This is a genomic window from Jiangella alba (assembly GCF_900106035.1).
Taxonomy (GTDB): domain Bacteria; phylum Actinomycetota; class Actinomycetes; order Jiangellales; family Jiangellaceae; genus Jiangella; species Jiangella alba.
Genome location: NZ_FNUC01000003.1, coordinates 22187 through 47254 on the forward strand (window position 1 = coordinate 22187; position 25068 = coordinate 47254).

The following is a 25068-nucleotide window of genomic DNA, read 5'->3' on the forward strand; positions in this document are numbered from 1 at the left end:
ACCGGCTCGTACCCAGCGGCGATGTAGCCATTCGGCGGGGTAGGTTCGGAGCATGCGACCGACCGACGCCGAGATCCTGGCCGCGCCGAAGGTGCTGCTGCACGACCACCTCGACGGCGGGCTGCGGCCGGCCACCGTCCTCGAGCTGGCGGGAGAGGCCGGGCACGAGCTGCCGGCCGCCGACGAAGCCAGCCTGCGGCAGTGGTTCACCGACGCCGCCGACTCGCTCTCGCTGGAGCGGTATCTGGCGACGTTCGAGCACACGGTCGCGGTCATGCAGACCCACGACGCGCTGGTGCGGGTGGCCGCCGAGTGCGCCGAGGACCTCGCCGCCGACGGCGTCGTCTACGCCGAGGTGCGGTACGCGCCGGAGCAGCACCTCGCCGGCGGCCTGTCGCTGGACGACGTCGTCGCGGCGGTCGAGCAGGGGTTCCGGCTGGGCGAGACGCGGGCGGCCGCGGCGGGCCGGCCCATCCGGGTCGCGACGCTGCTGACGGCCATGCGGCACGCCGCGCGGTCGCGCGAGATCGCCGAGCTGGCGGTCGCGAACCGCGAGGCCGGCGTCGTCGGCTTCGACATCGCCGGCGCCGAGGCCGGCTTCCCACCCACCCGCCACCTCGACGCGTTCGAGTACCTGCGCCGCGAGAACGCGCACTTCACCATCCACGCCGGCGAGGCGTTCGGGCTGCCGTCCATCTGGGAGGCGCTGCAGTGGTGCGGGGCCGACCGCCTGGGCCACGGCGTGCGCATCATCGACGACGTCTCGGTGGCGCCCGACGGTTCGGTGACGCTGGGGCGGCTGGCGGCGTACGTCCGCGACAAGCGGATCCCGCTGGAGCTGTGCCCGTCGTCGAACATCCAGACCGGCGCCGCGGGCTCGATCGCCGAGCACCCGTTCGGCCTGCTCGCGCGGCTGCGGTTCCGGGTTACCGTCAACACCGACAACCGGCTGATGAGCGGGACGTCGATGTCCCGCGAGTTCGCCCTGCTGGCCGGCGCCTTCGGCTACGACCTGCCCGACTTCGAGTGGTTCACGGTCAATGCGCTGAAGAGTGCGTTCATCCCGTTCGACCAGCGGCTGGCGCTGATCAACGACGTCGTCAAGCCCGGGTACGCCGCGCTGGGCGCCCAGCGGGCGTTCGACCGCGTGCGGTCGGCCGGGGTCAGTCCTCGCTCGGCATGATGATCCAGAGCGCCAGGTAGACGAGCACCTGCGGGCCGGGCAGCAGGCAGGACAGCAGGAAGAGGATGCGCACGGTGCGCGTCTTCATGCCGAACCGCCGGGCCAGGCCGGCGCAGACGCCGCCGATCATGCGGTTGCCGGTCGGGCGGACCAGGCCGCCCCGGGCCTCTGAGAAGTAGCTGCTTGTGCTCATACCTCAACGGTAGGTCCGCGGGCACCCGGAGGACGTCCGTCTCGCGGATGGTCCGACCCGGAGGCCGCAGGTCAGGGCTTCCCGGAGGGTGCACCGGCGGCGCCCCTGAGCGCGTCCCGGACCTGCTGTGCGTCGGCCGGGCGGGCGCCGAGGGAGCGCTGCCGTTCGACGATCGCCCGCTCGGTGCGCATCAGCTCGCGCCCGCGGCGCAGCAGCGTCAGCGGCGGCTTGCGGCGCTCGGCGAGGTCGCGGGCGAGCCGGCGCACGAAGTTCTTCCACGGCTTGCGGCGCAGCACGATGGCGTCGGCCAGGATGCCCCGGGACCGGCATGCCTCGACGATGTCGGCCGCGAACAGCCCTTCGGCGACGAACACCGGCGCCGTGCCGACGGTGAACGGCTCGGCGCCGACGGTGCGGTCGTGCGCGATGTCGTAGACCGGGATCTGCGCGCTGCCGGTGCGGCTGATCTGGACCAGCGTGTCGACGGCGCGCTCGGCGTCCCAGGCGCGGGGATCGTCCCAGTCGACGATGCCCAGCTCCGGGTGGCGCGGCATGCCGGGGTCGTCGCCGTCGCGGTAGAAGTGGTCGAGGTTCAGCACCGGCAGGCCGCTCTCGCGGGCCAGCCGGGACTTGCCGCTGCCCGACGGGCCGGCGAGAAGGACGACACGGTGCACGGGGGCACAGTCTGTCACGACCGCCCGGGCCGCCTGCCCGAGCGGGCGGTCAGTGCAGGCTGGGCCGGTAGACGAGCTCCTGGGTGCGGCCGTCGAGGGTGCGGGTCTCGATCAGCTCGAGGTCGAAGTCGGCCGCGCCCTGGAAGATCGGCTCCGTCCCGGACCGCCCGGTGATCACCGGGAAGAGCGTTACCTGGACGCGGTCGACCAGCCCCGCGGCCAGCAGCGCCCGGTTCATCGACAGGCTGCCGTGTGAGCGCAGCGGCACCGCCGACTCCTCCTTGAGCCGGGCGACGACGTCGACGGCGTCACCGGCCGCGACGGTCGCGTCGGGCCAGTCGAGCGGTTCGCGCAGCGTGGACGAGACGACGGTCGCGGGCAGGTTCCGCATGCGGGTGACCCAGGGGTCGCGGACCTCGTCGCCGTCGGTGCTCTCGGCCAGCATCCGCGCGAACGCTCGATAGGTGGTGGCGCCGAAGACCATGCGCTGCTCCTCGTCGTACAGCGAGAGGCGGTGGTCGAGCAGCTCAGGGCCCTGTTTGCCCCAGTAGCCGGTCCAATCGCCGGTGGCGGTGCCGAAGCCGTCGAGGCTGGAGAAGACGTCGAAGGTGTAGGTCGCGGTCATGATGCCCTCCTGGGTTCGATGGGACGCTCATACCCGCAACGAACGGGGTGGGCCCGTTTCGACATCCGCCGTCAGATGGCCACCGGTGCGTACCGCGCCCGTCCGGCCGGCCGGTAGGTCTGAACGACGACGCCCTTCGGGAAGGCGCGCGACTCGGCCAGATCGAGCGCGTGGTCCGGGCCGTCGTCGGGGAACAACCGGGTGCCCTCGCCGACGACGACCGGGAAGACGAGCAGCTCCAGCTCGTCGACGAGGTCGTTCTCGAGCAGCCCGCGGACCAGGGCGATGCTGCCGTGCACCTGCAGCTCGCCGCCCGGCGCGGCCTTCAGCTCGCGGACGGCGTCGGCTCCGGCGACGACGGTGGCCGGCGTCCAGCCCGGGTCGGTGAGCGTGGTCGAGGCCACGTACTTGGGTCGCTGCTGGAAGGCCTGGCCGACAGGGCTGTTCACCATCTCGTCGATCGTGCCCCAGGTGCTGGCGAAGAACTCGTAGGTCCGCCGGCCGAACAGGAACGCGTCGGCGCTCTGGCAGCGCTGTTCGACGTAGGCCGTCGCCTCGTCGTCGAAGTGCGGCATGGCCCAGCCGCCGCGGACGAACCCGGGGTCGAGATCGGGGTGCGCCCCGCCGTTGCCCTGCGCCACGCCGTCGACCGTGACCTGCATGATCGCCGTCAATTTCATGATCGTGTCCCGTCTTTCCGTGCGTATCCGGCGCGGTGCCGGACGCCGTCCGCGCCGAGCGAACCACACGGGCGGCGTCGCCTCGGCGTCACTTCGCTGTCACGTGAGTGGACATACCCTAGGGGGGTAGTGTATGAATGTGTCAGACGTCGATACGGCACCTGGGTACCGTGTAGGGGAACGGATCGGCGTCGACGCGAGGAGGACACATGACCGAGACACTGGACGAGGGCTCCGCCCCCCATGGCTACATCCACCGCAAGGACGACTACCTCAAGCGGCTCACCCGCATCGAGGGTCAGGCGCGGGGGCTGCAGCGCATGGTGGACGAGGAGAAGTACTGCATCGACATCCTCACGCAGGTCTCGGCCATGACGAAGGCACTGGAGTCGGTCGCGCTCGGCCTGCTGGAGGAGCACCTGGCCCACTGCGTCGTCGAGGCGGCCCGTCAGGGCGGCGCCGAGGCCGACGCGAAGGTCAAGGAGGCCTCCGACGCCATCGCCCGGCTCGTCCGGTCCTGACTCGCGCCGTCCACGCACCACCGTTCCGAGGGAAGGCATCGCCATGACCACTTCTACCTACACCGTCGTCGGCATGACCTGTGACCACTGCGCCGGGTCGGTCCGCGAAGAGCTCGGCCGACTCGACGGCGTCAGCCAGGTCGACGTCGACCTCGCCACCGGCAACGTCGACGTCACCAGCGCGACGCCGCTCGGCGCCGACGACGTCAAGGCCGCGGTAGAAGAGGCCGGCTATCAGCTCGCCGGGTCCTGATCCCCTGTCCACGGAGGTAGTGCCATGAACGCGCCGGCCAAGCTCGGCGTCTACGCGCTGTGCCTTGCCGGCGCGTTCGGACTGGCAGCCGCGGTCGGCGGTGTCGTCGGCCCCATCGGCGACGACGACACCGCGCCCGCCGCGACCGAGTCCGAGGAGTCCGGCATGGCCGGGCACGGAGACGAAGCAGGCGAGGAGGAGGAAGGCCACACCGAGTCGGCCGAGGGCGCCGACCACCTGCCCGGCGGCCTGATGTCGTCGGAGAACGGCTACACGTTCGCGCTGGTGGCCGACACCCTGCCGGCCGGCCCCGCCCGGCCGCTCCAGTTCACCATCGACGGGCCCGACGGCCCCGTCACCGACTACGACGTCGAGCACGAGCAGGAACTGCACCTCATCGCCGTGCGCCGCGACCTCACCGGGTACCAGCACGTCCACCCGGTCCGGGCCGGCGACGGCACCTGGAGCGTCCCGCTCGACCTCACGTCCGGCGAGTGGAAGCTGTTCGCCGACTTCTCCACCGAGGGTGAGGCCCTGACGCTCGGGACCAGTCTGTCCGTCCCGGGCGACTACCAGCCGGCGGCGCTGCCACCTGCCAGCACCACCGCAGAGGTCGACGGCTACACCGTCACGCTCGACGGCCACATGGACACCGGGGTCGAGTCGAAGCTGACGCTGTCCGTCAGCCGCGACGGCGTCCCCGTGACCGACCTCGAGCCGTACCTCGGCGCCTACGGCCACCTGGTGGCGCTGCGCGACGGCGACCTCGCCTACCTGCACGTCCACCCCGAGGGCGAGCCCGGCGACGGCGTGACGCCGTCCGGACCGGACGTCTCGTTCTTCGCCACCGCCGCGTCCGCGGCCGACTACCGCCTGTTCTTCGACTTCGAGCACGACGGTGTCGTCCGTACCGCGGAGTTCACGATCGCCGCGGAGGATCACCCATGAGCACCGTCGACCTCGACATCGGTGGCATGACCTGCGCCTCGTGCGCCATGCGGGTCGAGAAGAAGCTGAACAAGCTCGAGGGCGTCACGGCCACCGTCAACTACGCGACGGAGAAGGCGCGGGTCAGCTACGACGGCGACATCGCCACCGCGGAGCTGATCGAGGCCGTCGAGTCCGCGGGGTACACCGCGCGGCTTCCGCAGCCCGAGTCGTCCGCCGCCGAGGTGGCGGAGGCCGACCCGGTGCGTCCGCTGCGCGACCGGCTGATCCTGTCCGCCGTGCTCAGCGTGCCGGTCATCGTGCTGGCCATGGTGCCGGCCTGGCAGTTCGACTACTGGCAGTGGCTGTCGCTGACGCTGGCCGCTCCGGTCGTGCTCGGCGCCGGGCTGCCGTTCCACAAGGCGGCCTGGACCAACCTGCGGCACGGCACCGCCACCATGGACACCCTCATCTCCATGGGCACGCTGGCCGCGCTGAGCTGGTCGGTGTACGCGCTGTTCTGGGGCACGGCCGGCATGCCCGGCATGACGCACCCGTTCGAGTTCACCATCTCGCGCGGTGGCGGCGCCGGTGACATCTACCTCGAGGTCGCGGCCGGTGTCACCACGTTCATCCTGGCCGGGCGGTACTTCGAGGCCCGGTCGAAGCGGCGGGCCGGTGCGGCGCTGCGGGCGCTGCTCGAGCTGGGCGCCAAGGAGGTCTCCGTCCTGCGCGACGGCGTCGAGCAGCGCATTCCGGCGGCGGACCTCGCCGTCGGCGACCTGTTCGTGGTCCGGCCGGGGGAGAAGATCGCCACCGACGGCGTCGTCACCGAGGGCGCGTCGGCCGTCGACCGGTCGATGCTCACCGGCGAGTCCGTCCCGGTCGAGGTCGGTGCGGGCGACGAGGTCGCCGGCGCCACCGTCAACGCGCACGGCCGGCTGGTCGTGCGGGCCACCCGGGTCGGCGCCGACACCCAGCTCGCGCAGCTGGCCAAGCTGGTCGAGGACGCACAGAACGGCAAGGCCGAGGTCCAGCGCCTGGCCGACCGCGTCTCCGGCATCTTCGTGCCGATCGTCATCGGGCTGGCCGTCGCGACGCTGGGCTTCTGGCTCGGCACCGGCGGCGGGGCCGCGGCGGCGTTCGCGGCCGGGGTGGCCGTGCTCATCATCGCCTGCCCGTGCGCGCTGGGCCTGGCCACGCCGACGGCGCTGCTGGTCGGCACCGGCCGCGGGGCGCAGTTGGGCATCATCATCAAGGGCCCGCAGGTGCTGGAGTCGACCCGCCGCGTCGACACCGTCGTGCTCGACAAGACCGGCACGGTCACCACCGGCACCATGACGCTGGTCGACGTCGTGCCCGCCGACGACGAGTCCGCCGACGAGCTGCTGCGGCTGGCCGGCGCCCTGGAGGACGCGTCGGAGCACCCCATCGCCAAGGCCATCGCCGACGGCGCCCGCTCGAAGGCCGGCGCGCTGCCGGCCGTCGAGGACTTCCGCAACATCGAGGGCCTCGGCGTCCAGGGTGTCGTCGACGGGCACGGGGTGCTGGCCGGGCGGCCGCGGCTGCTCGCCGAGTGGTCCGTCCACCTGCCGCCGTCGCTGGAGGTGGCGATGGAGCGGGCCGAGGCCGCGGGCCGCACCGCCGTGGCCGTCGCGTGGGATGGCGCCGCCCGCGGCGTGCTGGTGGTCGCCGACGCCGTCAAGCCGACGTCCGCCGACGCGATCGCCCGGCTGCGCGGCCTGGGGCTGACCCCGATCCTGCTGACCGGCGACAACGAGGCGACCGCCCGCACGGTGGCCCGTGAGGTCGGCATCGACGAGGTGGTCGCGGAGGTGCTGCCGGCCGACAAGGTCGACGTGGTGAAGCGGCTGCAGAGCGAGGGCAAGGTCGTCGCGATGGTCGGCGACGGTGTCAACGACGCCGCCGCGCTGGCCCAGGCCGACCTCGGCCTGGCGATGGGCACCGGCACCGACGTCGCCATCGAGGCGTCCGACCTCACGCTGGTCCGCGGCGACCTCAACGCGGCGGCCGACGCCATCCGGCTGGCCCGGCGCACGCTCACGACCATCAAGGGGAACCTGTTCTGGGCCTTCGGCTACAACGTCGCGGCGCTGCCGCTGGCCGCGGCCGGACTGCTCAACCCGATGCTGGCGGGCGCGGCCATGGCGTTCTCGTCGGTGTTCGTGGTGTCGAACAGCCTGCGGCTGCGCCGGTTCAAGGCAGCGGCCTGACGCCGGCACACCCGCGTTGGGCGGCGCGGCTCGCGGTTCACCCCGCGGCCGCGCCGCCCTCGTCGTTTCGGTGACTGTCACGAGTTGACGAGCGCGGTCACACCTTGGGCGGCGGAGGATCGTGCCGGAACTGCTTGACCCGCACCTCCCACGTACTGCGCCGACGCTTCGCGTCGCGCCACACCCGGTTGCGGTGGTAGGTCTCCGGCGGCTTCGCGAGGCCGTAGCTGCTCGCCCACCAGTCGTCGGCGACTGGATCCAGAACCAGGTCCAGGTGCGCTGGGAACATCTTCTCGCCGCCGTCGCGTGTCTCGTCCCAGACGCGCATGGGCGCGATGACCTTGCCATCTGCGTTCGTCACGACGAGCATCAGTTCGGCCACGTCGACGATACGGAGCAGGGTGGCGATGCTCGGCACGAGGCGTCCTGCCTCCAGTCGTGAGACGGTCGAATGCGACACGCCGATACGGGCCGCCAGCTCGCGTTGGCTCAGGTCGGCGAGGCGCCGCACCCGCCTGACGAGCCCAGGCAGCGTTGACGGCTCGAGCCGCGCCAGCGGCTCGTCATCGTCGGGGGGTTCGACCGGCGTCATGGGTCAAGCCTCGGGCGTCGTCGGCTGCTCCGCATGGCGTCGGGCGTCGATTGTGGACAACCTTCCTGATCGGTTCGACCTGTGGACGACCCGCTGACGGTGGCACGTCCGGAGTCCGTGTCGAGCGCTTTGCAATGAGCACCTATGCGCACCGCCTGCCCGCTCGGCGGCGGATGGCGGGCGCCTCGTCCGTATCCAGCTCGCGCCCGTCGTCACGTCTCGCCCGCTGGCGCCTCGCGGCCTGCGTGGTGCGTAGGGGTGCTCATTGCAAAGGGGCCGGGGGCAGGCGGGGTCGCCGGGCCTCCGAGTCGCCGGATGTGCGGCGTGTCGCGTGACGCGCGGTACCGCGGCATGCAGAATAGTCCGCCATGGACACCAGTCAGCTCCTCAAGGGTGTGCTCGACCTCGCCGTGCTCGCCGTCCTGCGCGAGGACGACGGCTACGGCTATGACGTCGTGCGGCGGCTGCGTGCCGCCGGGCTGACCGAGGTCGGCGACGCCTCGGTGTACGGGACGCTCCGGCGGCTGTACCACGCCGGCGCGCTGACCACGTACGTCGTGCCTTCCGAGGAGGGCCCGCACCGCAAGTACTACAGCCTCAACGGCACCGGCCGCGACCTGCTGCGACGCTCGGCCAAGACGTGGCGCGAGTTCGCCGGGGTGCTGACGGAGCTGGTCGACCACGCCACCAAGGAGGCAGCGTGAGCACCACCCGGGCCACCGCCCACCCGGCCGTCGCGACGTACGTCGCCGCGGTCCGCGACGAGCTCGGCGACCTGCCGGCGGACGAGCTCGCGGAGATCGCCGAGGACGTCCGCGACCACCTCGACCACGTCGCGGCCGAGTACGGCGACGACGTCACCATCGGCGTGCTGATCGACCGCCTGGGCGCGCCGGCGGCGTACGCGGCCGAGCTGCGCGCCGCGGCCGGGCTGCCGCAGCCCGAGCCGGAGCCGAGCGTCGAGCGGACCGGTTTCATCCGGCGGCTGGTCCGGTTCATGGTCGCGTTCTTCGGCTGGACCGCGGTCGGGCTGGCCGCGGTCGCGTTCGTCGACACCGTGTTCGGGCTCAGCGGTTCACCCGCGACGTTCGCGGTGCCGGCGCTGGTCTCCGCCGTGCTCGCTGTCGCGGGGGCGTTGCTGCTGGTCATCGGCCGTGTGGACGCCGTCGCCGAGCTGCGGAGGCTGCCGACGGCGCCGCTGCTGGCGCAGGTCGAGGAGTGGGTGCGCAGCATGCCGTGGGGCCGGCCGGCGATCGAGCTGGTGACGTCGCTGCGCCCGGCCTGGTGGCTGGCGCGGGCCGTCGCGCTCGGCATGATCACCGCGCTCGTGCTGGGCAGCGTCCCGTTCGGCATCGCGGTGTTCCTGGTGGCGGCGGTCGCGTCGGTGTGGCTGGGCCGGCGGGCCGCGGCCCGGCAGATCCGCGGGCCGCGGCTGGTCGCGGTGCAGGCGGTCAACGCCGCGCTGGCGATCGGCGGCCTGGTGGTAGCCGGGGTGGCGCTCGACGCCGCCACCAGCGACCGGGTGCAGTACGTGGACGGCGGCTACGACTACCCGGGCCCGGGCTTCTACGACCAGAACGGCGCGCAGATCACCAACATCTTCCCGTACGGCGCCGACGGCGCCCTGCTGGAGAACGTCCGGCTCTACGACGGCGACGGCAACCCGATCGACCTCGGCTGGCGGGAGGACTGCTACGACGGCGCCTACGACGAGCAGTCGTTCACGGCCGCCAACCCGTGGGGCGACCACGTCTTCCCGCGGCTGACGGTCGGGGTGACGCCAGACGGCCGGTGCGAGCAGGCGGTCCTGGACGCGCCGTTCGGGCCGCAGCTGCCGGGCACGGTGACGGTGCCGCCGCCGTCGGATCCCGACGCGCTGAAGTGACCGGTCAGACGCCGACCGGGTGCCAGACGGTCTTCGTCTCGAGGTAGGCGGTGATGCGCTCGAGGCCGGGCTCGGCGATCCAGTCGGGCTCGGCCTGCGGCGCGCGCACCACCCGCTTGAGGTTGTCGGCCGCGGCCAGCTCGAGCGCGCTCGCCCGTTCGGCGTCGCCCGCGGCGCCGGCGAGGTCGACGGCGTTGACGTCCATGTGCGCGGCCAGGACGGGCGCGGTGTCGGCGAGGGCGCCGGTGAGGACGTTCACGACGCCGCCCGGGACGTCGGACGTCGCCAGCACCTCGGACAGCGTGATGGCCGGCAGCGGCCTGTCGGCCGAGGCGAGAAGCACCGCGGTGTTGCCACCGACGACGACCGGCGCCAGCACCGAGACCAGGCCTAGCAGCGACGAGCGCTGCGGCGCCAGCACGGCGACCACGCCGGTGGGCTCGGGCACGGAGAAGTCGAAGTACGGGCCGGCGACCGGGTTGCTCGACCCGACCACCTGGGCGATCTTGTCGGCCCACCCGGCGTACCAGACCCAGCGGTCGATGGCCTCGTCGACCAGCGACACGGCCTTCGCGCGGGCCACGCCCTCGCCGGCGGCGACCTCGTCGACGAACTGGGTGTGCCGGCCCTCCATGACCTCGGCGACGCGGTACAGCACCTGGCCGCGGTTGTAGGCCGTGGCGCCGGACCAGCCGGGCACCGCCTTGCGGGCGGCGACGACGGCGTCGCGGGCGTCCTTGCGCGACGCCCAGGCCGCGTTGGCGAGGAACCGGCCCTTGGCGTCGGTGACCTCGTAGGACCGGCCGGACTCGGAGCGGGGGAACTTGCCGCCGACGTACAGCTTGTAGGTCTTCTTCACAGCCAGCCGCTCGGCCATCAGTGCTCGCCCTTCAGGTATGCCAGGAGACCGTGCCGGCCGCCCTCGCGGCCGTAGCCCGACTCCTTGTAGCCGCCGAACGGCGACGTGGGGTCGAACCGGTTGAACGTGTTGGCCCACACGACGCCGGCCCGCAGCTGCTGCGCCATGGACAGGATGCGCGAGCCCTTCTCCGTCCACACACCCGCGGACAGCCCGAACGGCGTGTTGTTGGCCTTCTCGACCGCCTCGGCCGGGGTGCGGAACGTCAGCACCGACAGGACCGGGCCGAAGATCTCCTCGCGGGCGATGCGGTGCGCCTGCGTGACGCCGGTGAACAGCGTCGGCGGGAACCAGAAGCCGCGCTCGGGCAGCTCGCACTCGGGCGACCAGCGCTGGGCCCCTTCGGCCTCGCCGACCTCGGACAGCTCGCGGATGCGGGCCAGCTGCTCGGCGGAGTTGATGGCGCCGATGTCGGTGTTCTTGTCGAGCGGGTCGCCGACGCGCAGCGTGCCGAGCCGCCGCTTCAGCCGGCCCAGGACGTCGTCGTAGACCGACTCCTGCACCAGCAGCCGCGAGCCCGCGCAGCACACGTGCCCCTGGTTGAAGAAGATGCCGTTGACGATGCCCTCGACCGCCTGGTCGATGGGCGCGTCGTCGAACACGATGTTCGCGGCCTTGCCGCCGAGCTCGAGCGTCGCCTTCTTGGTGGTGCCGGCGACACTGCGGGCGATCTGCTTGCCGACCTCGGTGGACCCGGTGAACGCGACCTTGTCGACGCCGGGGTGCTCGACCAGCGCGCGGCCGGTGTCGCCGGCGCCGGTGAGGATGTTGACGACGCCCGGCGGGAGGTCGGCCTGCTGGCAGATCTCGGCGAACAGCAGCGCCGTCAGCGGGGTGGTCTCGGCCGGCTTGAGCACGACGGTGTTGCCGGCGGCCAGCGCGGGCGCGATCTTCCACGACAGCATGAGCAGCGGGAAGTTCCACGGGATGACCTGGGCGGCGACGCCGTACGGCTTCGGGTCGGGACCGGCGCCGGCCCACGCCAGCTTGTCGGCCCAGCCGGCGTAGTAGAAGAAGTGCGCCGCGACCAGCGGGATGTCGACGTCGCGGGACTCGCGGATCGGCTTGCCGTTGTCGATGGACTCGAGGACGGCCAGTTCGCGGGCGCGCTCCTGGATGATGCGGGCGATGCGGAACAGGTACTTGCCGCGGTCGCGTCCCGACAGCTTCGACCACGTGCGCTCGTAGGCACGGCGGGCCGCCTGGACCGCCTTGTCGACGTCCGCGGCGCCGGCCGAGGCGATCTCGGCCAGCACCTCCTCGGTGGCCGGGTTGACCGACTTGAACGTCGAGCCGTCGACGGGCTCGGCGAACTCGCCGTTCACGAACAGCCCGTACGAGCTGCGGATGTCGACGATGGCCTGCGACTCCGGCGCTGGCGCGTACTCGAACTTCGTCATGGTGATCAGTCCAGCGTCACGTAGGTGTCCGTCACGTTTCCCAGGGTAGACGTTCGCGGGCGGTCTACGAGCCGTGCGGCCCTGGCGCCACCCTGGGGGCCCTGCCACCATGAGGTCCGGGGGCGAACAGGATGAGCCATCGGGGGCGACGGCCGCCGGCGCTGCGGCGACTGGCGGCGCTCGGAGCGGACCGGTCGGCCGGTGAGGACGACCGGCTGCGGCGCTCCACGCTGGTGCTGTCGACCGGACTGGTGTGCGCGCTGACGCCGTTCTGGATCGTCACCTACCTCCTGCTCGGGCTGCCGGTGGCGGCGCTGATCCCGCTGGCCTATCTCGTGGTGTCGCTCGGTTCGCTGGCGTGGTTCGCGCGGACCCGGCGGTTCGCCACGTTCCGGGCGACGCAGCTGGCGATGATGCTCGTCCTGCCCTTCGCCCTGCAGTGGTCGCTGGGCGGGTTCGCCGCGTCGGGTGCGGTGTCGCTGTGGGCGCTGTCGGCCGCGCTCGGCGCGCTGCTGTTCATGGGCTCGGGCGAGGCGATCCCCTGGTTCGCCGCCTACCTCACGCTCCTGGTGGTCTCGGTGCTGGTGGAGCCGCTGCTGGAACCCGCCGGCATCCCCGGCGGCGTGCTCGTCGCGTTCTTCGCCGGCAACCTCGCCGGGCCGTCCCTGGTCGCGTACCTGCTGCTGCAGTACTTCGTCCGCGGCCGCGATCGCGAGCACGTCCGCTCGGAGCGGCTGCTGCTGAACGTGCTGCCCGCCCCGGTCGCCGCGCGGCTCAAGCGGCGCGACGCGATCATCGCCGACCGTCACGAGGCCACGGTCCTGTTCGCCGACATCGTCGACTTCACGCCGCTGTCGGCGGCGCTGCCACCGGAGGAGGTGGTGCGGCTCCTCGACGGCGTCTTCAGCGCCTTCGACCGGCTGGCCGACGAGCACGGGCTGGAGAAGATCAAGACGATCGGCGACGCCTACATGGTGGCCGGCGGCGTCCCGGTGCCGCGTGAGGACCATTGTGCGGCCGTCGCGGACATGGCGCTCGCGATGCTGCGGGAGTGCGAGCGCCGTGGTGCCGGCCCGGACGGCCTGCGGTTCCGGATCGGCATGGACACCGGGCCGGTGGTGGCCGGTGTGATCGGCCGGCGCAAGTTCATCTACGACCTGTGGGGCGACACCGTCAACACCGCCAGCCGCATGGAGAGCCACGGCGTGCCGGGCGCGATCCAGGTCTCGGCCCGGGTGCACGAGCGGCTGCGGGAGCGCTATCTCTTCCGGTCGCGCGGGACCATCGACGTCAAGGGCAAGGGCCCGATGCCGACGTGGCTGCTGCTGGGCCCCGACCGCTGATCGCGATTGTCCGTACCGGTGTTTGCGCGGGTCGCGCTGCGGTGCCAGCGTCGAGAAGCGTGTGAATCGATCTCGGGGGGCGATCTCCATGCCCAGACGGCGAACTCTCACGTTCACAGCCGGTGCCGCGTTCCTCGTGGCCGGAGCGATCCCGGCGATCGCCGGGCCGCTGGCCACCGGCCCGCTGGTCCAGGTGTCGGGGACGAGTCCGTTCCTCGGCTGCACCGCGGACGGCGTCGACGACCAGTCCGGGACGGTCTTCCTCAACAGCGAGGTGGAGCCGTTCGTCGATGTGAGTCCGGCCGACCCGGACGACGTCGCCGGCATCTGGCAGGCCGACCGCTGGGACAACGGCGGTGCCCGCGGCCTGGTCGCGGGGGTCAGCCAGGACGGCGGCAGCACCTGGCAGCAGGTGCCCGTCCCGGGCATCACGCTGTGCTCCGGCGGGACGTACGACCGCGCGACCGATCCGTGGGTCTCGTTCGCCCCGGACGGACGGCTGCACCAGCTGGCGCTGTCGTTCAACGACGTCGCGCCGCCGTTCGAACCGCGCGACTTCGACCACGCCCTGCTGGCCAGCTACTCCGCCGACGGGGGCCTGACCTGGAGCGACCCGGTCGAGGTGATCCGCGACCTGGACGCGAACGTCTTCAACGACAAGCAGTCCATCACCGCCGACCCCACCGACCCGGACCTCGTGTACGCCGTCTGGGACCGGCTGGTCTTCCCGGGCAGTGAGCGCGCCAGCGTGATCGCCGGCTTCGTCACCCAGGCGTTCTCCGGGCCGGCGTGGTTCGCCCGCAGCACGGACGGCGGAGTGACGTGGGAGGCGCCGAAGGCGATCTACGACCCGGGCATGCGCGACCAGACCATCGGCAACCAGATCGCCGTCCAGCCCGACGGCACGCTGGTGAACGTCTTCAACGAGATCCGCAACGACAACAGCGGCGGCCACCGCGGCAACAACGTCGCCGTGATGCTCTCCGACGACCAGGGCGTCACCTGGTCGGACCGGATCTTCGTCAGCCGGCTCGGCACCGTCGAGATCACCGACCCTGACACCGGCGACCCCGTCCGGACCGGCGACATCATCCCCGACATCGCGGTCGACCGGGACAACGGTGCGTTGTACGCCGTGTGGCAGGACGCCCGGTTCAGCGGCGGCGAGTTCGACAGCATCGCCTTCTCACAGTCGCTCGACGGCGGGCTCACCTGGTCCGAGCCGATCAAGGTGAACCTGACGCCCGGCACCGTGCCGCCCGGCAACCAGCAGGCGTTCACGGCGTCGGTGCACGTGGCGGACGACGGGACCATCGGCGTGACGTACTACGACTTCCGCAACAACACGCCGTCGGCGACGACGCTGCCCACCGACTACTGGCTGGTGCACTGCCACCCGGCGACGCCGGCGAGCTGCGCCGACGAGGCGAACTGGACCGACGAGGTGCGGCTCACGAACGCGCCGTTCGACATGCGGCTGGCGCCGTTCGCGCTCGGGTTCTTCACCGGTGACTACGAGGGTCTGTCGAACATCGGGACGGACTTCGCGGCGTTCTTCTCCCAGTCGCACGGCACCGACCCGGCCAGCACGTTCTTCCGGACGGCCGGGTGACCGGAGGTCAGTCGAGGGTGAAGTAGTCGGGGCCCGCGTAGCGGCCGGTGGCGAGCTTCTGCCGCTGCATGAGCAGGTCGTTGAGCAGGCTGGACGCGCCCAGCCGGAACCAGTCGGGGTCGAGCCAGTCGTCGCCCGCGGTCTCGTTGACCAGGACCAGGTACTTGATGGCGTCCTTGCTGGTGCGGATGCCGCCGGCCGGCTTCACCCCGACCTGGCGGCCGGTGGCCTCGCGGAAGTCGCGGACCGCCTCGAGCATGACCAGCGTGACGGGCAGCGTGGCGGCCGGCGCGACCTTGCCGGTGCTGGTCTTGATGAAGTCGGCGCCGGCCAGCATGGCCAGCCACGACGCCCTTCTGACGTTGTCGTAGGTGGCGAGCTCGCCGGTCTCGAGGATGACCTTGAGGTGGGCGTCGCCGGCGGCCTGCTTGACCGCGACGATCTCGTCGAACACCGCGCCGTAGCGGCCGGCCAGGAACGCGCCGCGGTCGATGACCATGTCGACCTCGTCGGCGCCGGCCGCGACCGCGTCGCGGGTGTCGGCCTCCTTGATCGCCAGGCTGGTGCGTCCGGACGGGAACCCGGTGGCGACGCTGGCCACCTTGACCTTTCGGTGAGCGCCGCCGAGTGCTTCCACCGCCGTGGCGACGAGGTCGGGGTAGACGCAGATGGCGGCGACCTGGGGGACCGTGCGGTCCGACGGGTCGGGGCGCAGCGCCTTGGCGCACAGCGCCCGCACCTTGCCCGGGGTGTCCTGGCCCTCCAGCGTCGTCAGGTCGATCATCGAGATGGCGAGGTCGATGGCGTACTGCTTGGCCGTGGTCTTGATGGACCGCGTGCCCAGCGTGGCCGCCCGGGCCTCGGCGCCGGTCTGGTCGACCCCCGGCAGGCCGTGCAGGAAGCGGCGCAACGACGCCTCGGAGGAGGCGATGTCGGACAGGCGCGCATCGTCGAGCGTGGTCACGCATCGAGTCTAGGCCGCTCGTCCGTCATCCGAGATCCGGCCGGGTCTGGCCTCCTGCCGGGCGGCGGGTGTATACGTATACACATGCTGACGCTCAAGGATCGTTCCGCCGCCGTGGACCGCAGCGCCGAGGCCGCCGCCGTCACCGCCACCGTCGCGAGCATGCTGGCCGAGATCGAGGCCGGGGGCGACGCCGCCGTCCGGAAGTACTCCGAGCAGCTGGACTCCTGGTCGCCGCCGTCGTTCCGGCTGACCGAGGAGGAGATCGAGCGGATCGTCGCGACGGTGCCGGAACAGGCGCTGGACGACATCCGGTTCGCGCAGGCGCAGGTGCGCGCGTTCGCCGAGCGGCAGCTGGCGTCGATGCACGAGTTCGAGGTCGAGACGCTGCCGGGCGTGCGCCTCGGGCAGAAGCACCTGCCGATCGCGTCCGTCGGCGCCTACATCCCGGGCGGGCGCTACCCGCTGACCGCGTCGGCGCACATGACGATCGTGACGGCGAAGGTGGCCGGCGTGCCGCGGGTGGCGGCCTGCACGCCGCCGATCCGCGGCGAGATCCCCGCCGCGACGATCGCGGCGATGTCGCTGGCCGGCGCCGACGAGATCTACCTGCTCGGCGGCGTCCAGGCCATCGGCACGCTGGCGCTGGGCACCGAGACCGTGCCGCGGGTCGACCTCATCGCCGGGCCGGGCAACGCCTACGTCGCCGAGGCGAAGAAGCAGCTCTACGGCCGCGTCGGGCTGGACCTGTTCGCCGGGCCGACGGAGATCCTGGTGCTCGCCGACGAGACCGCCGACCCGTTCACCGTCGCCGTCGACCTGCTGTCGCAGGCCGAGCACGGGCCCGACTCGCCCGCCGTCCTCATCACCACCAGCGAATCGGTGGCGCGGGCCGCCCTCGCCCACGTCGAGGAGATCCTCCCCGGCATGCCGACGAAGGACATGGCCGAACCGGCCTGGCGCAACCACGGCGAGGTGCACGTCGCCGCCTCGCTGGACGAGGCGTACGCGCTGGTCGACGAGCGGGCGTTCGAGCACGTCGAGGTGCTGACGGCGGACCCGCGGGCGGCGCTGGACCGGCTGCGCAACTACGGCAGCCTGTTCCTCGGGTCGCTGACCACGGTGTCGTACGGCGACAAGGTCATCGGCACCAACCACGTGCTGCCGACGCGCGGCGCCGCCCGCTACACCGGCGGGCTGTGGGTCGGGAAGTACCTCAAGACCGTCACGTACCAGGAGATCACCGACCCGGCGTCCAGCGCGCTGCTCGGCGAGGTGTGCGGCCGTGCGTCGCGGGTCGAGCTGTTCGAGGGGCACGCCCGCTCCGGCGACATCCGCGCGGCGGCGCACACCGGCGCGACGCTGCCGTGGACGGACCACGCGTTCGGGGCCGTGCGAGACTGACCGGCATGGCCCCTGGACGTCCTCCCACCAGCGTCGACGTCGCGCGGGCGGCGGGCACGTCGCAGGCGACGGTGTCGCGGGCGCTCAACGGCGGGCGGGTGGCGGCGGCCACCCGCGACCGCATCCTGGCCATCAGCCGCGAGCTCGGCTACACCCCCAACGCGGCGGCCCGGTCGATGGTGACCAGCCGGACCGGTCTGGTCGGCGTCGTCGTGTCGGACCTCACCAACCCGTTCTACCCGGAGTTCCTGGAAGAGATCGCCGCCTGCCTTGCGGGCCGGCGGCAGCACATGGTGCTGCAGAACGCCGGCGAGTCGGTCGAGCTGCTGCTGCAGCAACGCGTCGACGGCATCGTGTTCACCGCCGCGGTCGAGGGGTCGACGGCGGTGGCGGACCTGGTGGCGCGCCGGTTCCCGGTGGTGCTGGCCAACCGGGTCCTGGACGCCGCCTGCGACACCGTCGAGGGCGACCACCCGGCCGGCGCCGCCGCCGTCGTCGACCACCTGGCCGGGCTGGGGCACCGGCGCATCGCGGTGCTGGCCGGGCTGCCCGGCGCGAGCACGTCGGCGCGGCGGCTGGCCGGGATCCGTTCACGGCTGTCGGCGCTCGGCCTGCCGGCGGCGACCGTCGTCGAGACCGGGTTCGACTACGCCCGCGCCGTCGCGGCGGCGACGTCGCTGCTGACCGGGTCGTCGCCTCCGTCGGCGATCGTCGGGCTGAACGACCAGGTCGCGTTCGCCGCCCTCAACGCGGCCGCCGCCCTGGGCGTCGCGGTGCCGTCGCGGCTGTCCGTCGCCGGCTTCGACGACGTCCGCCAGGCGTCGTGGCCCACCATCGGGCTGACGACGGTGCGGCAGCCGCAGGCCGCGATGGCCGCCCGCTCCGTCGCGCTGCTGAACGAGCGCATCGACGACCCCGCGCTGCCGCCGCGGCACGAGGTGCTGCCGGCCGAGCTCGTCGTCCGCTCGACGACCGGCCCGGCCTAGCCTCGACGTCGGCGCGAGCCAGTCGATCCAGACAATCATCCCGTGTGGACGAGGCGTGAACGGGGTTCGTCGCTCCACAATCGCCTGGAGAGCCCGGCGTCGCGAGACTGCCGTCCGAGTGCACGCAGCCTCGCGCGCCGATCATCCCCGGCGCGAGGGGACGGAGACGATGAGTGGACCCGATCGCAGCAGGCTTCCGATCAGACGCGAGACCTTCGCGGGGGTTGTCGGCAGGACCCTCGACGGATCGAGACCCGACTGGAACCTGATCGAGCACCCGAGGCCGCCGGGCGGTGCTCCGAACGTGCTGTTGGTGCTGATCGACGACGCAGGGTTCGGCAACCCGAGCACCTTCGGCGGGCCGATCCGGACGCCCACCTACACGCGCATGGCCGCGACCGGACTGCGGTACAACCGGTTCCACGTCACAGCGCTGTGCTCACCGACGCGGGCGGCGCTGCTGACCGGGCGGAACAACCACGCGGTCGGATTCGGTTCGGTCGGCGAGTTCGCCGGAGGGTTCCCCGGCTACTCCGCCACCCTTCCGCGAGATTGTGCGCCCGTGCCGCGGATCCTCCGCGACAACGGCTACAGCACGGCGGCCTTCGGCAAATGGCATCTGACGCCCGACGGGCAGCAGGGCCCGGCGGGGCCGTTCGACCGCTGGCCGAACGGCTGGGGGTTCGACTACTTCTACGGGATCCTCGGCGGCGGGTCGAGCCAGTGGGACCCGTGCCTCGCCGAGAACCAGAAGATCATCGGTACGCCGGAGGAGTTCTACGACGAGCAGCACCCGTACTACTTCCCCGACGCGATGGCCGACCGAACCATCGAATGGCTGCACGGTGTGCGTGCGCAGGACGCCCACAAGCCGTTCTTCGTCTACTACTCGACAGGCTGCAGCCATGCACCGCACCACGTGGCGAAGGAGTGGGCGGACCGGTACAAGGGCCAGTTCGACGAGGGATGGGAGGCGCTGCGCGAGCAGACCTTCGCCCGCCAGCAGGAGCTCGGTGTCATCCCGGCCGACGCCGAGCTGACCCCCCGCGACGAGGCGTTCCCGGCCTGGAGCGATGTGCCCGACAACGTGAAGCCGTTCTACGCCCGCCAGATGGAGGTCTACGCGGGATACTCCGAGAACGCGGACCACAACGTCGGGCGCGTGATCGACGCGATCGACGACCTGGGCGAGCTCGACAACACCCTGATCCTCTGGATCTGGGGCGACAACGGCGCGAGCATGGAAGGCTCCGTCACCGGCTCGTTCAACGAGCTGACCATGCAGAACGGCCTCCCGCTCACCGACGAGATGCAGCTGCAGCTCGCGGAGCGCTACGGCGGACTCGACGCCTGGAGCACGTCGCTCATGGCGCCGCACTATGGGGCGGCGTGGGCATGGGCGGGGAACACGCCGTTCAAGTGGGGCAAGCAGGTGGGCTCGCATCTCGGCGGCACACGCAACCCGCTGGTCGTGCACTGGCCGGCCCGCATCACCGAGGAGGGCGGGCTGCGCACGCCGTTCTCCCACGTGATCGACGTGGCACCCACGATCCTCGAGGCTGCCGGTATCCCCGCGCCGGACACCGTCGACGGCATCGAGCAGGAGCCGCTGCACGGAACGTCGTTCGTCGCATCCCTGAGCGACGGCGCCGCGCCCGAACACCACACGCAGCAGTACTTCGAGACCATCGGCAACCGGGCCATGTACAAGGACGGCTGGTGGCTAGCGATGAAGACGGAGCGCATCCCGTGGTTGCTCACCCCGGAAGCGCTCGCGCCGTACGCGCCGGGCGTCTGGGACCCGGACTCGGGTCCCGCCGAGCTGTACTACCTGCCCGACGACTTCACCCAGGCCAAGGACCTGGCTGCCGAGCACCCCGAGAAGGTCGACGAGCTGAAGGACCTGTTCTGGCGGGAGGCCGAGCGCTACAAGGTGTTGCCCCTGCTCGCGACCCTGTCGACGTTCTTCGGCATGGTGCCGCCCCTCGGGGGTGAGACGAGCTACGAGTTCCGGGGCGACGTGCAGAACGTGATGCCGGGCATGATCCCGAGGATCTACAACCACTCGTACACGATCACCGCCGACCTGGTCGTGCCCGACGGCGGCGCTGAGGGCGTGATCGTCGCCGAGGCCGACCACCTCGGCGGATTCACCCTCTACGTCAAGAACGGAAGGCTGACACACACCTACTCGATGATGGGCGTGTTCGTCTTCAAGCAGGTCGCGGACGAGGATCTCCCGAGCGGCGACGTGACCGTCCGCATGGAGTTCAGGGCCGACAGCGCCAAGCCGGCGACCGGCGGCGACGTGGCCTTGTTCATCGGGGACCGGCAGGTCGGCAAGGGGCGCATGGACCACACCGTCCCGGTCCGGTTCTCGGGCTACTCGGGGATGGACATCGGGCGCGACAACGGTGGCGTCGTCGATCGCAGCTACGAGCGGGAGAAGCCCTTCGCGTTCACGGGCACGGTCGAGCGGGTCGTGTTCGACGTCAAGCCCCACCTGTCGGGCGAGGACGAGCAGCAGCTCCACACCGCTGAGCAGCACGGACAAGCCGCCCACGGGCTGTCAGCCTGACCCCGCCGGAGGAGTGATCGCGATGCCATTCGACGCCGAGGTGACCGACGTCCTGATCGGCGGATACATGTCCGGCGCCGCCGCCCACGAGGACTACGACGCGGTCCTGACCTGCGGTGCGCGCCTCTGGGGCGCCGTCGTGGTCAGCCGGGATCTCGACGGCAGCCTCACGGTGGAACACACCGACCACATGGTCGAGGAAGGCGCTGGAGGCCTTGCCTCGGTCGGCTTCGTGGTCGGCCTCTTCGCGCCACCGCTGCTCGCGGCGACGGCCATCGGCGCGGCCCTCGGCGCGGTCACCGGAAAGGCACTGCACCAGAGGACGGGCAGCAAGATCGAGGAGGCGGCGGCCGAGACGATTCCCATCGGCGGCGCCGGGTTGATCGTCGCCTACAAGCACGCCGATGCCGCGACGGTCGAGCCGGCCGTCACGCGCGCGCTCCAGAAGGCCGTCGGCAAGGCGGAGGGACACCACGTCGACGCCCTGAGAGGTGCGCTCGCCGACGCCCAGAAGAAGCTGACCGAAGGCGGCGGATGACGGAGCGTCAGGACAGGCGAGAGGAACGTCGCGACCGCCGAGACGACCGTCGCTGAGCGATTCGCCTGATCTCTGGCAGATCCCGCCCTGCGATGCACGATCGCCGCTGCCCGACGCCCTGGCTCACATCCGCGCCCGCAGTACGTCGATCTCGCAGCCGGGCGCGGCCGGGTCGAAGCCGTGCTGGATCAGCCAGCGGATGTTCAGCAGGCTGCGCAGCGACCACCACGCGCGGATCACGTCGCGGTCGGCGTCCGCGCCGTAGCCCGCGACGACGTCGTCGAGGTGTTCCTCGTGGCCGAGCGTCAGGGAGGCGAGGTCGAACATGGGGTCGCCCCGGCCCGCCTCGGACCAGTCGAGCACGCCGGTGACCTCGTCGCCGTCGACGAACACGTGCGTGAGCTGGAAGTCGCCGTGCGAGAACACCGGCGTCCACGGCCGGAACGCGGCCTCGGCGACCTCGCGGTTGCGCTCGACCAGGTCGGCGGGGACGACGCCGTTCGCGACCAGCCACTCGCACTCGTCGTCGAGGCCGGCCGCGTCCTGCTCGGGACCCCGGCCCGGCCACGGCGGCAGCGGCGCGTCGTGCAGTTTCCGTGCGACGGCTCCGGCCGCGGCCCACGCCGCCGGCGACGCGGGCGACGGTTCGCCGAGGACGCCGAGGGCCGTTCCGGGGAGCGCGGCGAGGGCGAGCACGGGCGGCTCGCGCCACAGGACCCGCGGCGTGGGGATGGGCGCGAGGGCCATCGCCTCGACCTCGACGGCGGTGCGCCTCGAGTCGGCGTCGACCTTCAGGAACACCTCGCCCACTCGCAGCGTGGTCCGCTCCCGATGCGCGACGATGACCTCGATCTCATCCACGCCGGCCATTCTCGAAGGCCGCTCGCCGGCGTCGCAACGGGTTTTGCCGCGGGCGGGGATCGCGCGCTACGGCAGACCCCTCCCGGCCCGGGTGGGGCCCACCCTACGGGCGGGCACCGACACACTCGCCGACGCGGGCGACGCTACGGCTACCGCGGTCGCCACCGCTGCCGCTACCGCTTCCGCAGCCGACGCGGGCCGGGCTGGTGTCGTGCGTCGCTGATTCGTTGACAACGCTGGTCGTCGCTAGGGGTGACGAGACCCACCTTCATGATCATCAACCTTTTGCGCTGTCATGACGACCGAGAAGGTGGATGAAAACGGCCGGTCCGGGTGGCGGGGCAGGACTACGACCAGACCGTCCACACGGTCGCCTGTCATCTGGATTCAGACGCGCGACACTAGGAGCCGGACGGGTCGACGCGGAGGCTGCCGCCGAACATGGTGCCGGTCACGGTGATGACGTGGGTCACCGCGCCCGGCGCGGCCCGCCGGGAGGCGTGGTCGCGGACCCGGCTGCCGGTCGCGACGATGCCGCTGAGGTCGACCGCGACGCCCGGGGGCACGGTCAGCCGCACCCGCGAACCGGACGTCGAGAGGCGCAGCGTGCTCCGCCCGCCGTCCGGCAGCTGCGCCTGGGTGTAGTCCAGCCGCGCCGAACCGCCGATCACGCCGAGCTCGACGACCCGCGGCACCGTCCACGCGCCCTCGCGCCGGAACCGCTGGCCGGCCGCCTGCCACGTCACCACCGCATCCGCCGAGGCCGGGGCCGCCGAGGCCGCCGCCGGCACCGGCGCGGACGAAGGCGGCGCGGGCGCCTCGGCCGGCAGGTCCTCCGTCAGCGGCTCCAGGTCGGCGAACGTGCGCGCCCGGAGCGCCCGCTCGACCCGTTCCTCCAGTTCGTCGGTGTCCAGCCGCCCGTCGGCCGCCGCGTCGCGGAGGATCTCGACCATCCGGTCGCGGTCGGCGTGCGAGACGCGCAGCCGGCGGGGGTCGGGCTCGTCGGTGCTCATGACGCCAGCCCGAGCGCGGCGCCGATGTCGGCGCGGACGGCGGCCAGCCGGTCGCGGGCGGTCGCCCGCGCGGCCGCCACGTCGCCGTCGCCGACCGGGACCACGACCTCCAGGTAGCACTTGAGCTTCGGCTCGGTGCCGCTCGGCCGGACGACGACGCGGGTGGCGTCGGCGGTGAGGTAGCGCAGGCCGTCGGTCGGGGGCAGCCCGCCGTCGCCGGCCAGCAGGTCGTCGGCCGTGACGACGGCCGACCCCGCCAGCGACGACGGCGGCGCCGAGCGCAGCCGGGCCATCGCGGCGGCGATCAGCGACAGGTCCTCGACGCGGACGGAGAGCTGGTCGGTCGCGTGCAGGCCGTGCGCCACCGCGAGGTCGTCGAGCACGTCCCACAGCGTCCTGCCTGCCGCCGCCGTCGCAGCGGCCAGCTCGGCCACCAGCACCGCCGTCGAGATGCCGTCCTTGTCGCGCACCGACTCGGGGTCGACGCAGTAGCCGAGCGCCTCCTCGTAGCCGTACGTCAGGCCGGGCACCCGCGAGATCCACTTGAACCCGGTCAGCGTCTCGGCGTGCGGCAGCCCGTGCGCCGCGGCGATGCGCCCGAGCAGCCGCGACGACACGATCGAGTTGGCCAGCACGCCCGTGCGCCCGCGCTCGGCGAGGTGCGCGCCCAGCAGCGCGCCGACCTCGTCGCCGTGCAGCATCGTCCAGCCGCCGGAACGTGCGGGCAGGGCGACGGCGCACCGGTCGGCGTCGGGGTCGTTCGCGATGACGATGTCCGCCTCGACCCGCTGCGCGAGCGCGAGCGCGAGGTCGATGGCGCCCGGCTCCTCCGGGTTCGGGAACGCGACGGTGGGGAAGTCGGGGTCGGGTTCGGCCTGCTCGGCGACGGTGTGCAGGTCGGTGAAGCCGGCCCGGATCAGCGCCTCGGCGGCGGTGACGCCGCCCACCCCGTGCAGCGACGTGTGGACGATGCGCAGCTTGCGCGGCCCGCCGGGCGCCGCCACCTCAGCGGCCGAGGCCAGGTACGCCGTCACGACGTCCTCGCCGATCTCCGCCCAGCCGTCCTCGGCCCGCGCGACGGCGGCGACGGACGTGACGGCGTCGATGTGCGCGGCGATCTCGGCGTCGGCCGGCGCGACCAGCTGTGAGCCGCCGTCGGGGCCGCCCAGGTACACCTTGTAGCCGTTGTCCTGCGGCGGGTTGTGGCTGGCCGTCACCATGACCCCGGCGTCGGCGGACAGCCGCCGCACCGAGAACGCCAGCACCGGCGTCGGCAGCAGCCGCGGCAGCACCAGCGCCTCGATGCCGGCCGCGGTCAGCACGGCGGCGGTGTCGGTGGCGAAGTCGAAGGAGCGGTACCGGGCGTCGTAGCCGATGACGACGCGGTGCCGGGCGCCGTTCACCGGGGTGCGGGCCGTCAGCAGGTACGCGGCCAGCCCGGCGGCGGCGCGGATGACGACGGCGCGGTTCATGCGGTTCGGGCCCGCGCCGATGGCGCCGCGCAGCCCGGCCGTGCCGAACTGCAGGATGCCGGCGAACCGGTCGGCGAGGTCCGCGGTCGCGGCGTCGTCGCCGGTCGCGGCGGCGTCGAGCACCGTCTGCAGCTCCGCCCGGGTGGCCGGGTCGGGGTCGTCGGCCAGCCAGGCGCGGGCCTGCTCGAGCACGTCGGTCATCGCGAACCTC

Annotated in this window: 24 protein-coding genes; 13 read left to right on the plus strand and 11 right to left on the minus strand. The window is 72.4% G+C overall.

Annotated elements, in window-relative coordinates; genetic code table 11:
• Window positions 1-52 precede the first annotated feature (52 nt).
• Window positions 53-1183 (plus strand): adenosine deaminase, encoded by a 1131-nt coding sequence (locus tag BLV02_RS02990; RefSeq protein ID WP_069110558.1) that lies wholly within the window; start codon window positions 53-55, stop codon window positions 1181-1183.
• On the opposite strand, the gene BLV02_RS02995 is transcribed toward BLV02_RS02990, so the two are convergent.
• From BLV02_RS02995 to BLV02_RS03010, 4 genes are all read right to left on the minus strand, one after another.
• Window positions 1164-1376: a PspC domain-containing protein gene (locus BLV02_RS02995; protein ID WP_069110557.1), complete on the minus strand. Its 213-nt coding sequence runs from the start codon at window positions 1374-1376 to the stop codon at window positions 1164-1166. The genes BLV02_RS02990 and BLV02_RS02995 overlap by 20 nt on opposite strands.
• Window positions 1377-1447: 71 nt before the next feature.
• The gene (locus tag BLV02_RS03000) at window positions 1448-2050 is read right to left on the minus strand and encodes a uridine kinase family protein (protein WP_141711493.1); all 603 of its coding nucleotides are present in this window, start codon (window positions 2048-2050) and stop codon (window positions 1448-1450) included.
• Window positions 2051-2099: 49 nt separating this feature from the next.
• Window positions 2100-2675, minus strand: coding sequence for a dihydrofolate reductase family protein (locus BLV02_RS03005; RefSeq protein ID WP_069110555.1), 576 nt, complete (start codon window positions 2673-2675; stop codon window positions 2100-2102).
• Window positions 2676-2746: 71 nt separating this feature from the next.
• Window positions 2747-3355 carry a dihydrofolate reductase family protein gene (locus tag BLV02_RS03010; protein ID WP_069110554.1) on the minus strand — a complete coding sequence of 203 codons (609 nt, stop codon included), beginning with the start codon at window positions 3353-3355 and terminating at the stop codon, window positions 2747-2749.
• Between the two features lie 209 nt (window positions 3356-3564).
• Between BLV02_RS03010 and BLV02_RS03015 the strand changes: the two genes are divergently transcribed.
• The 4 genes from BLV02_RS03015 to BLV02_RS03030 are packed head-to-tail and all read left to right on the plus strand — an operon-like array spanning window position 3565 to window position 7290.
• Window positions 3565-3876: a metal-sensitive transcriptional regulator gene (locus BLV02_RS03015; protein ID WP_069110553.1), complete on the plus strand. Its 312-nt coding sequence runs from the start codon at window positions 3565-3567 to the stop codon at window positions 3874-3876.
• Between the two features lie 43 nt (window positions 3877-3919).
• On the plus strand, window positions 3920-4129 hold the full coding sequence (locus BLV02_RS03020) for a heavy-metal-associated domain-containing protein (protein WP_069110552.1): 210 nt from the start codon (window positions 3920-3922) through the stop codon (window positions 4127-4129).
• A 24-nt stretch (window positions 4130-4153) separates the two neighbouring features.
• Window positions 4154-5077 (plus strand): hypothetical protein, encoded by a 924-nt coding sequence (locus tag BLV02_RS03025; RefSeq protein WP_074946115.1) that lies wholly within the window; start codon window positions 4154-4156, stop codon window positions 5075-5077.
• A complete protein-coding gene (locus tag BLV02_RS03030) occupies window positions 5074-7290 on the plus strand; it encodes a heavy metal translocating P-type ATPase (protein ID WP_141711492.1) in 2217 nt (738 codons plus the stop codon). Before BLV02_RS03025 ends, BLV02_RS03030 begins: the two co-directional genes overlap by 4 nt.
• Window positions 7291-7387: 97 nt before the next feature.
• Here the strand turns inward: BLV02_RS03030 and BLV02_RS03035 are convergent, their stop codons facing one another.
• Window positions 7388-7882 carry a helix-turn-helix domain-containing protein gene (locus BLV02_RS03035; RefSeq protein ID WP_083288461.1) on the minus strand — a complete coding sequence of 165 codons (495 nt, stop codon included), beginning with the start codon at window positions 7880-7882 and terminating at the stop codon, window positions 7388-7390.
• Window positions 7883-8250: 368 nt separating this feature from the next.
• Between BLV02_RS03035 and BLV02_RS03040 the strand changes: the two genes are divergently transcribed.
• On the plus strand, window positions 8251-8586 hold the full coding sequence (locus tag BLV02_RS03040) for a PadR family transcriptional regulator (RefSeq protein ID WP_069110550.1): 336 nt from the start codon (window positions 8251-8253) through the stop codon (window positions 8584-8586).
• The gene (locus BLV02_RS36245; protein WP_069110549.1) at window positions 8583-9767 is read left to right on the plus strand and encodes an HAAS signaling domain-containing protein; all 1185 of its coding nucleotides are present in this window, start codon (window positions 8583-8585) and stop codon (window positions 9765-9767) included. The genes BLV02_RS03040 and BLV02_RS36245 overlap by 4 nt, the downstream gene beginning before the upstream one ends.
• 4 nt (window positions 9768-9771) lie before the next feature.
• Here the strand turns inward: BLV02_RS36245 and BLV02_RS03050 are convergent, their stop codons facing one another.
• Together BLV02_RS03050 and BLV02_RS03055 are read right to left on the minus strand one after the other, a co-directional pair.
• A complete protein-coding gene (locus tag BLV02_RS03050; protein ID WP_069110548.1) occupies window positions 9772-10644 on the minus strand; it encodes an aldehyde dehydrogenase family protein in 873 nt (290 codons plus the stop codon).
• Window positions 10644-12086, minus strand: a complete 1443-nt coding sequence (locus BLV02_RS03055) for an aldehyde dehydrogenase family protein (RefSeq protein WP_069110547.1) — start codon at window positions 12084-12086, stop codon at window positions 10644-10646. Before BLV02_RS03055 ends, BLV02_RS03050 begins: the two co-directional genes overlap by 1 nt.
• Before the next feature lie 131 nt (window positions 12087-12217).
• Here BLV02_RS03055 and BLV02_RS03060 point away from each other — a divergent pair, with 131 nt between their 5' ends.
• Together BLV02_RS03060 and BLV02_RS03065 are read left to right on the plus strand one after the other, a co-directional pair.
• The gene (locus BLV02_RS03060) at window positions 12218-13429 is read left to right on the plus strand and encodes an adenylate/guanylate cyclase domain-containing protein (RefSeq protein WP_083288460.1); all 1212 of its coding nucleotides are present in this window, start codon (window positions 12218-12220) and stop codon (window positions 13427-13429) included.
• A gap of 88 nt (window positions 13430-13517) precedes the next feature.
• A complete protein-coding gene (locus BLV02_RS03065) occupies window positions 13518-15041 on the plus strand; it encodes a sialidase family protein (RefSeq protein ID WP_069110546.1) in 1524 nt (507 codons plus the stop codon).
• Between the two features lie 7 nt (window positions 15042-15048).
• Here the strand turns inward: BLV02_RS03065 and deoC are convergent, their stop codons facing one another.
• A complete protein-coding gene (gene deoC, locus BLV02_RS03070; protein ID WP_069110545.1) occupies window positions 15049-16005 on the minus strand; it encodes a deoxyribose-phosphate aldolase in 957 nt (318 codons plus the stop codon).
• An 84-nt stretch (window positions 16006-16089) separates the two neighbouring features.
• On the opposite strand from deoC, the gene hisD reads away from it, so the two are divergent.
• The 4 genes from hisD (at window position 16090) to BLV02_RS03090 (ending at window position 21511) form a co-directional block, all read left to right on the plus strand.
• The gene (gene hisD / locus BLV02_RS03075) at window positions 16090-17409 is read left to right on the plus strand and encodes a histidinol dehydrogenase (RefSeq protein ID WP_069110544.1); all 1320 of its coding nucleotides are present in this window, start codon (window positions 16090-16092) and stop codon (window positions 17407-17409) included.
• A gap of 5 nt (window positions 17410-17414) precedes the next feature.
• Entirely contained in the window at window positions 17415-18395 is a 981-nt protein-coding gene (locus BLV02_RS03080) for a LacI family DNA-binding transcriptional regulator (RefSeq protein WP_069110543.1), read from the plus strand.
• A 304-nt stretch (window positions 18396-18699) separates the two neighbouring features.
• Entirely contained in the window at window positions 18700-20973 is a 2274-nt protein-coding gene (locus BLV02_RS03085) for an arylsulfatase (RefSeq protein ID WP_281243342.1), read from the plus strand.
• 22 nt (window positions 20974-20995) lie between these two features.
• Window positions 20996-21511 carry a DUF1269 domain-containing protein gene (locus tag BLV02_RS03090; RefSeq protein WP_069110541.1) on the plus strand — a complete coding sequence of 172 codons (516 nt, stop codon included), beginning with the start codon at window positions 20996-20998 and terminating at the stop codon, window positions 21509-21511.
• Between the two features lie 123 nt (window positions 21512-21634).
• On the opposite strand, the gene BLV02_RS03095 is transcribed toward BLV02_RS03090, so the two are convergent.
• From BLV02_RS03095 to BLV02_RS03105, 3 genes are all read right to left on the minus strand, one after another.
• On the minus strand, window positions 21635-22372 hold the full coding sequence (locus BLV02_RS03095; protein WP_069110746.1) for a phosphotransferase family protein: 738 nt from the start codon (window positions 22370-22372) through the stop codon (window positions 21635-21637).
• Between the two features lie 401 nt (window positions 22373-22773).
• The gene (locus BLV02_RS03100) at window positions 22774-23385 is read right to left on the minus strand and encodes a DUF1707 SHOCT-like domain-containing protein (RefSeq protein ID WP_074946119.1); all 612 of its coding nucleotides are present in this window, start codon (window positions 23383-23385) and stop codon (window positions 22774-22776) included.
• A complete protein-coding gene (locus BLV02_RS03105) occupies window positions 23382-25058 on the minus strand; it encodes a phospho-sugar mutase (protein ID WP_069110540.1) in 1677 nt (558 codons plus the stop codon). Before BLV02_RS03105 ends, BLV02_RS03100 begins: the two co-directional genes overlap by 4 nt.
• Between the last annotated feature and the right edge of the window lie 10 nt (window positions 25059-25068).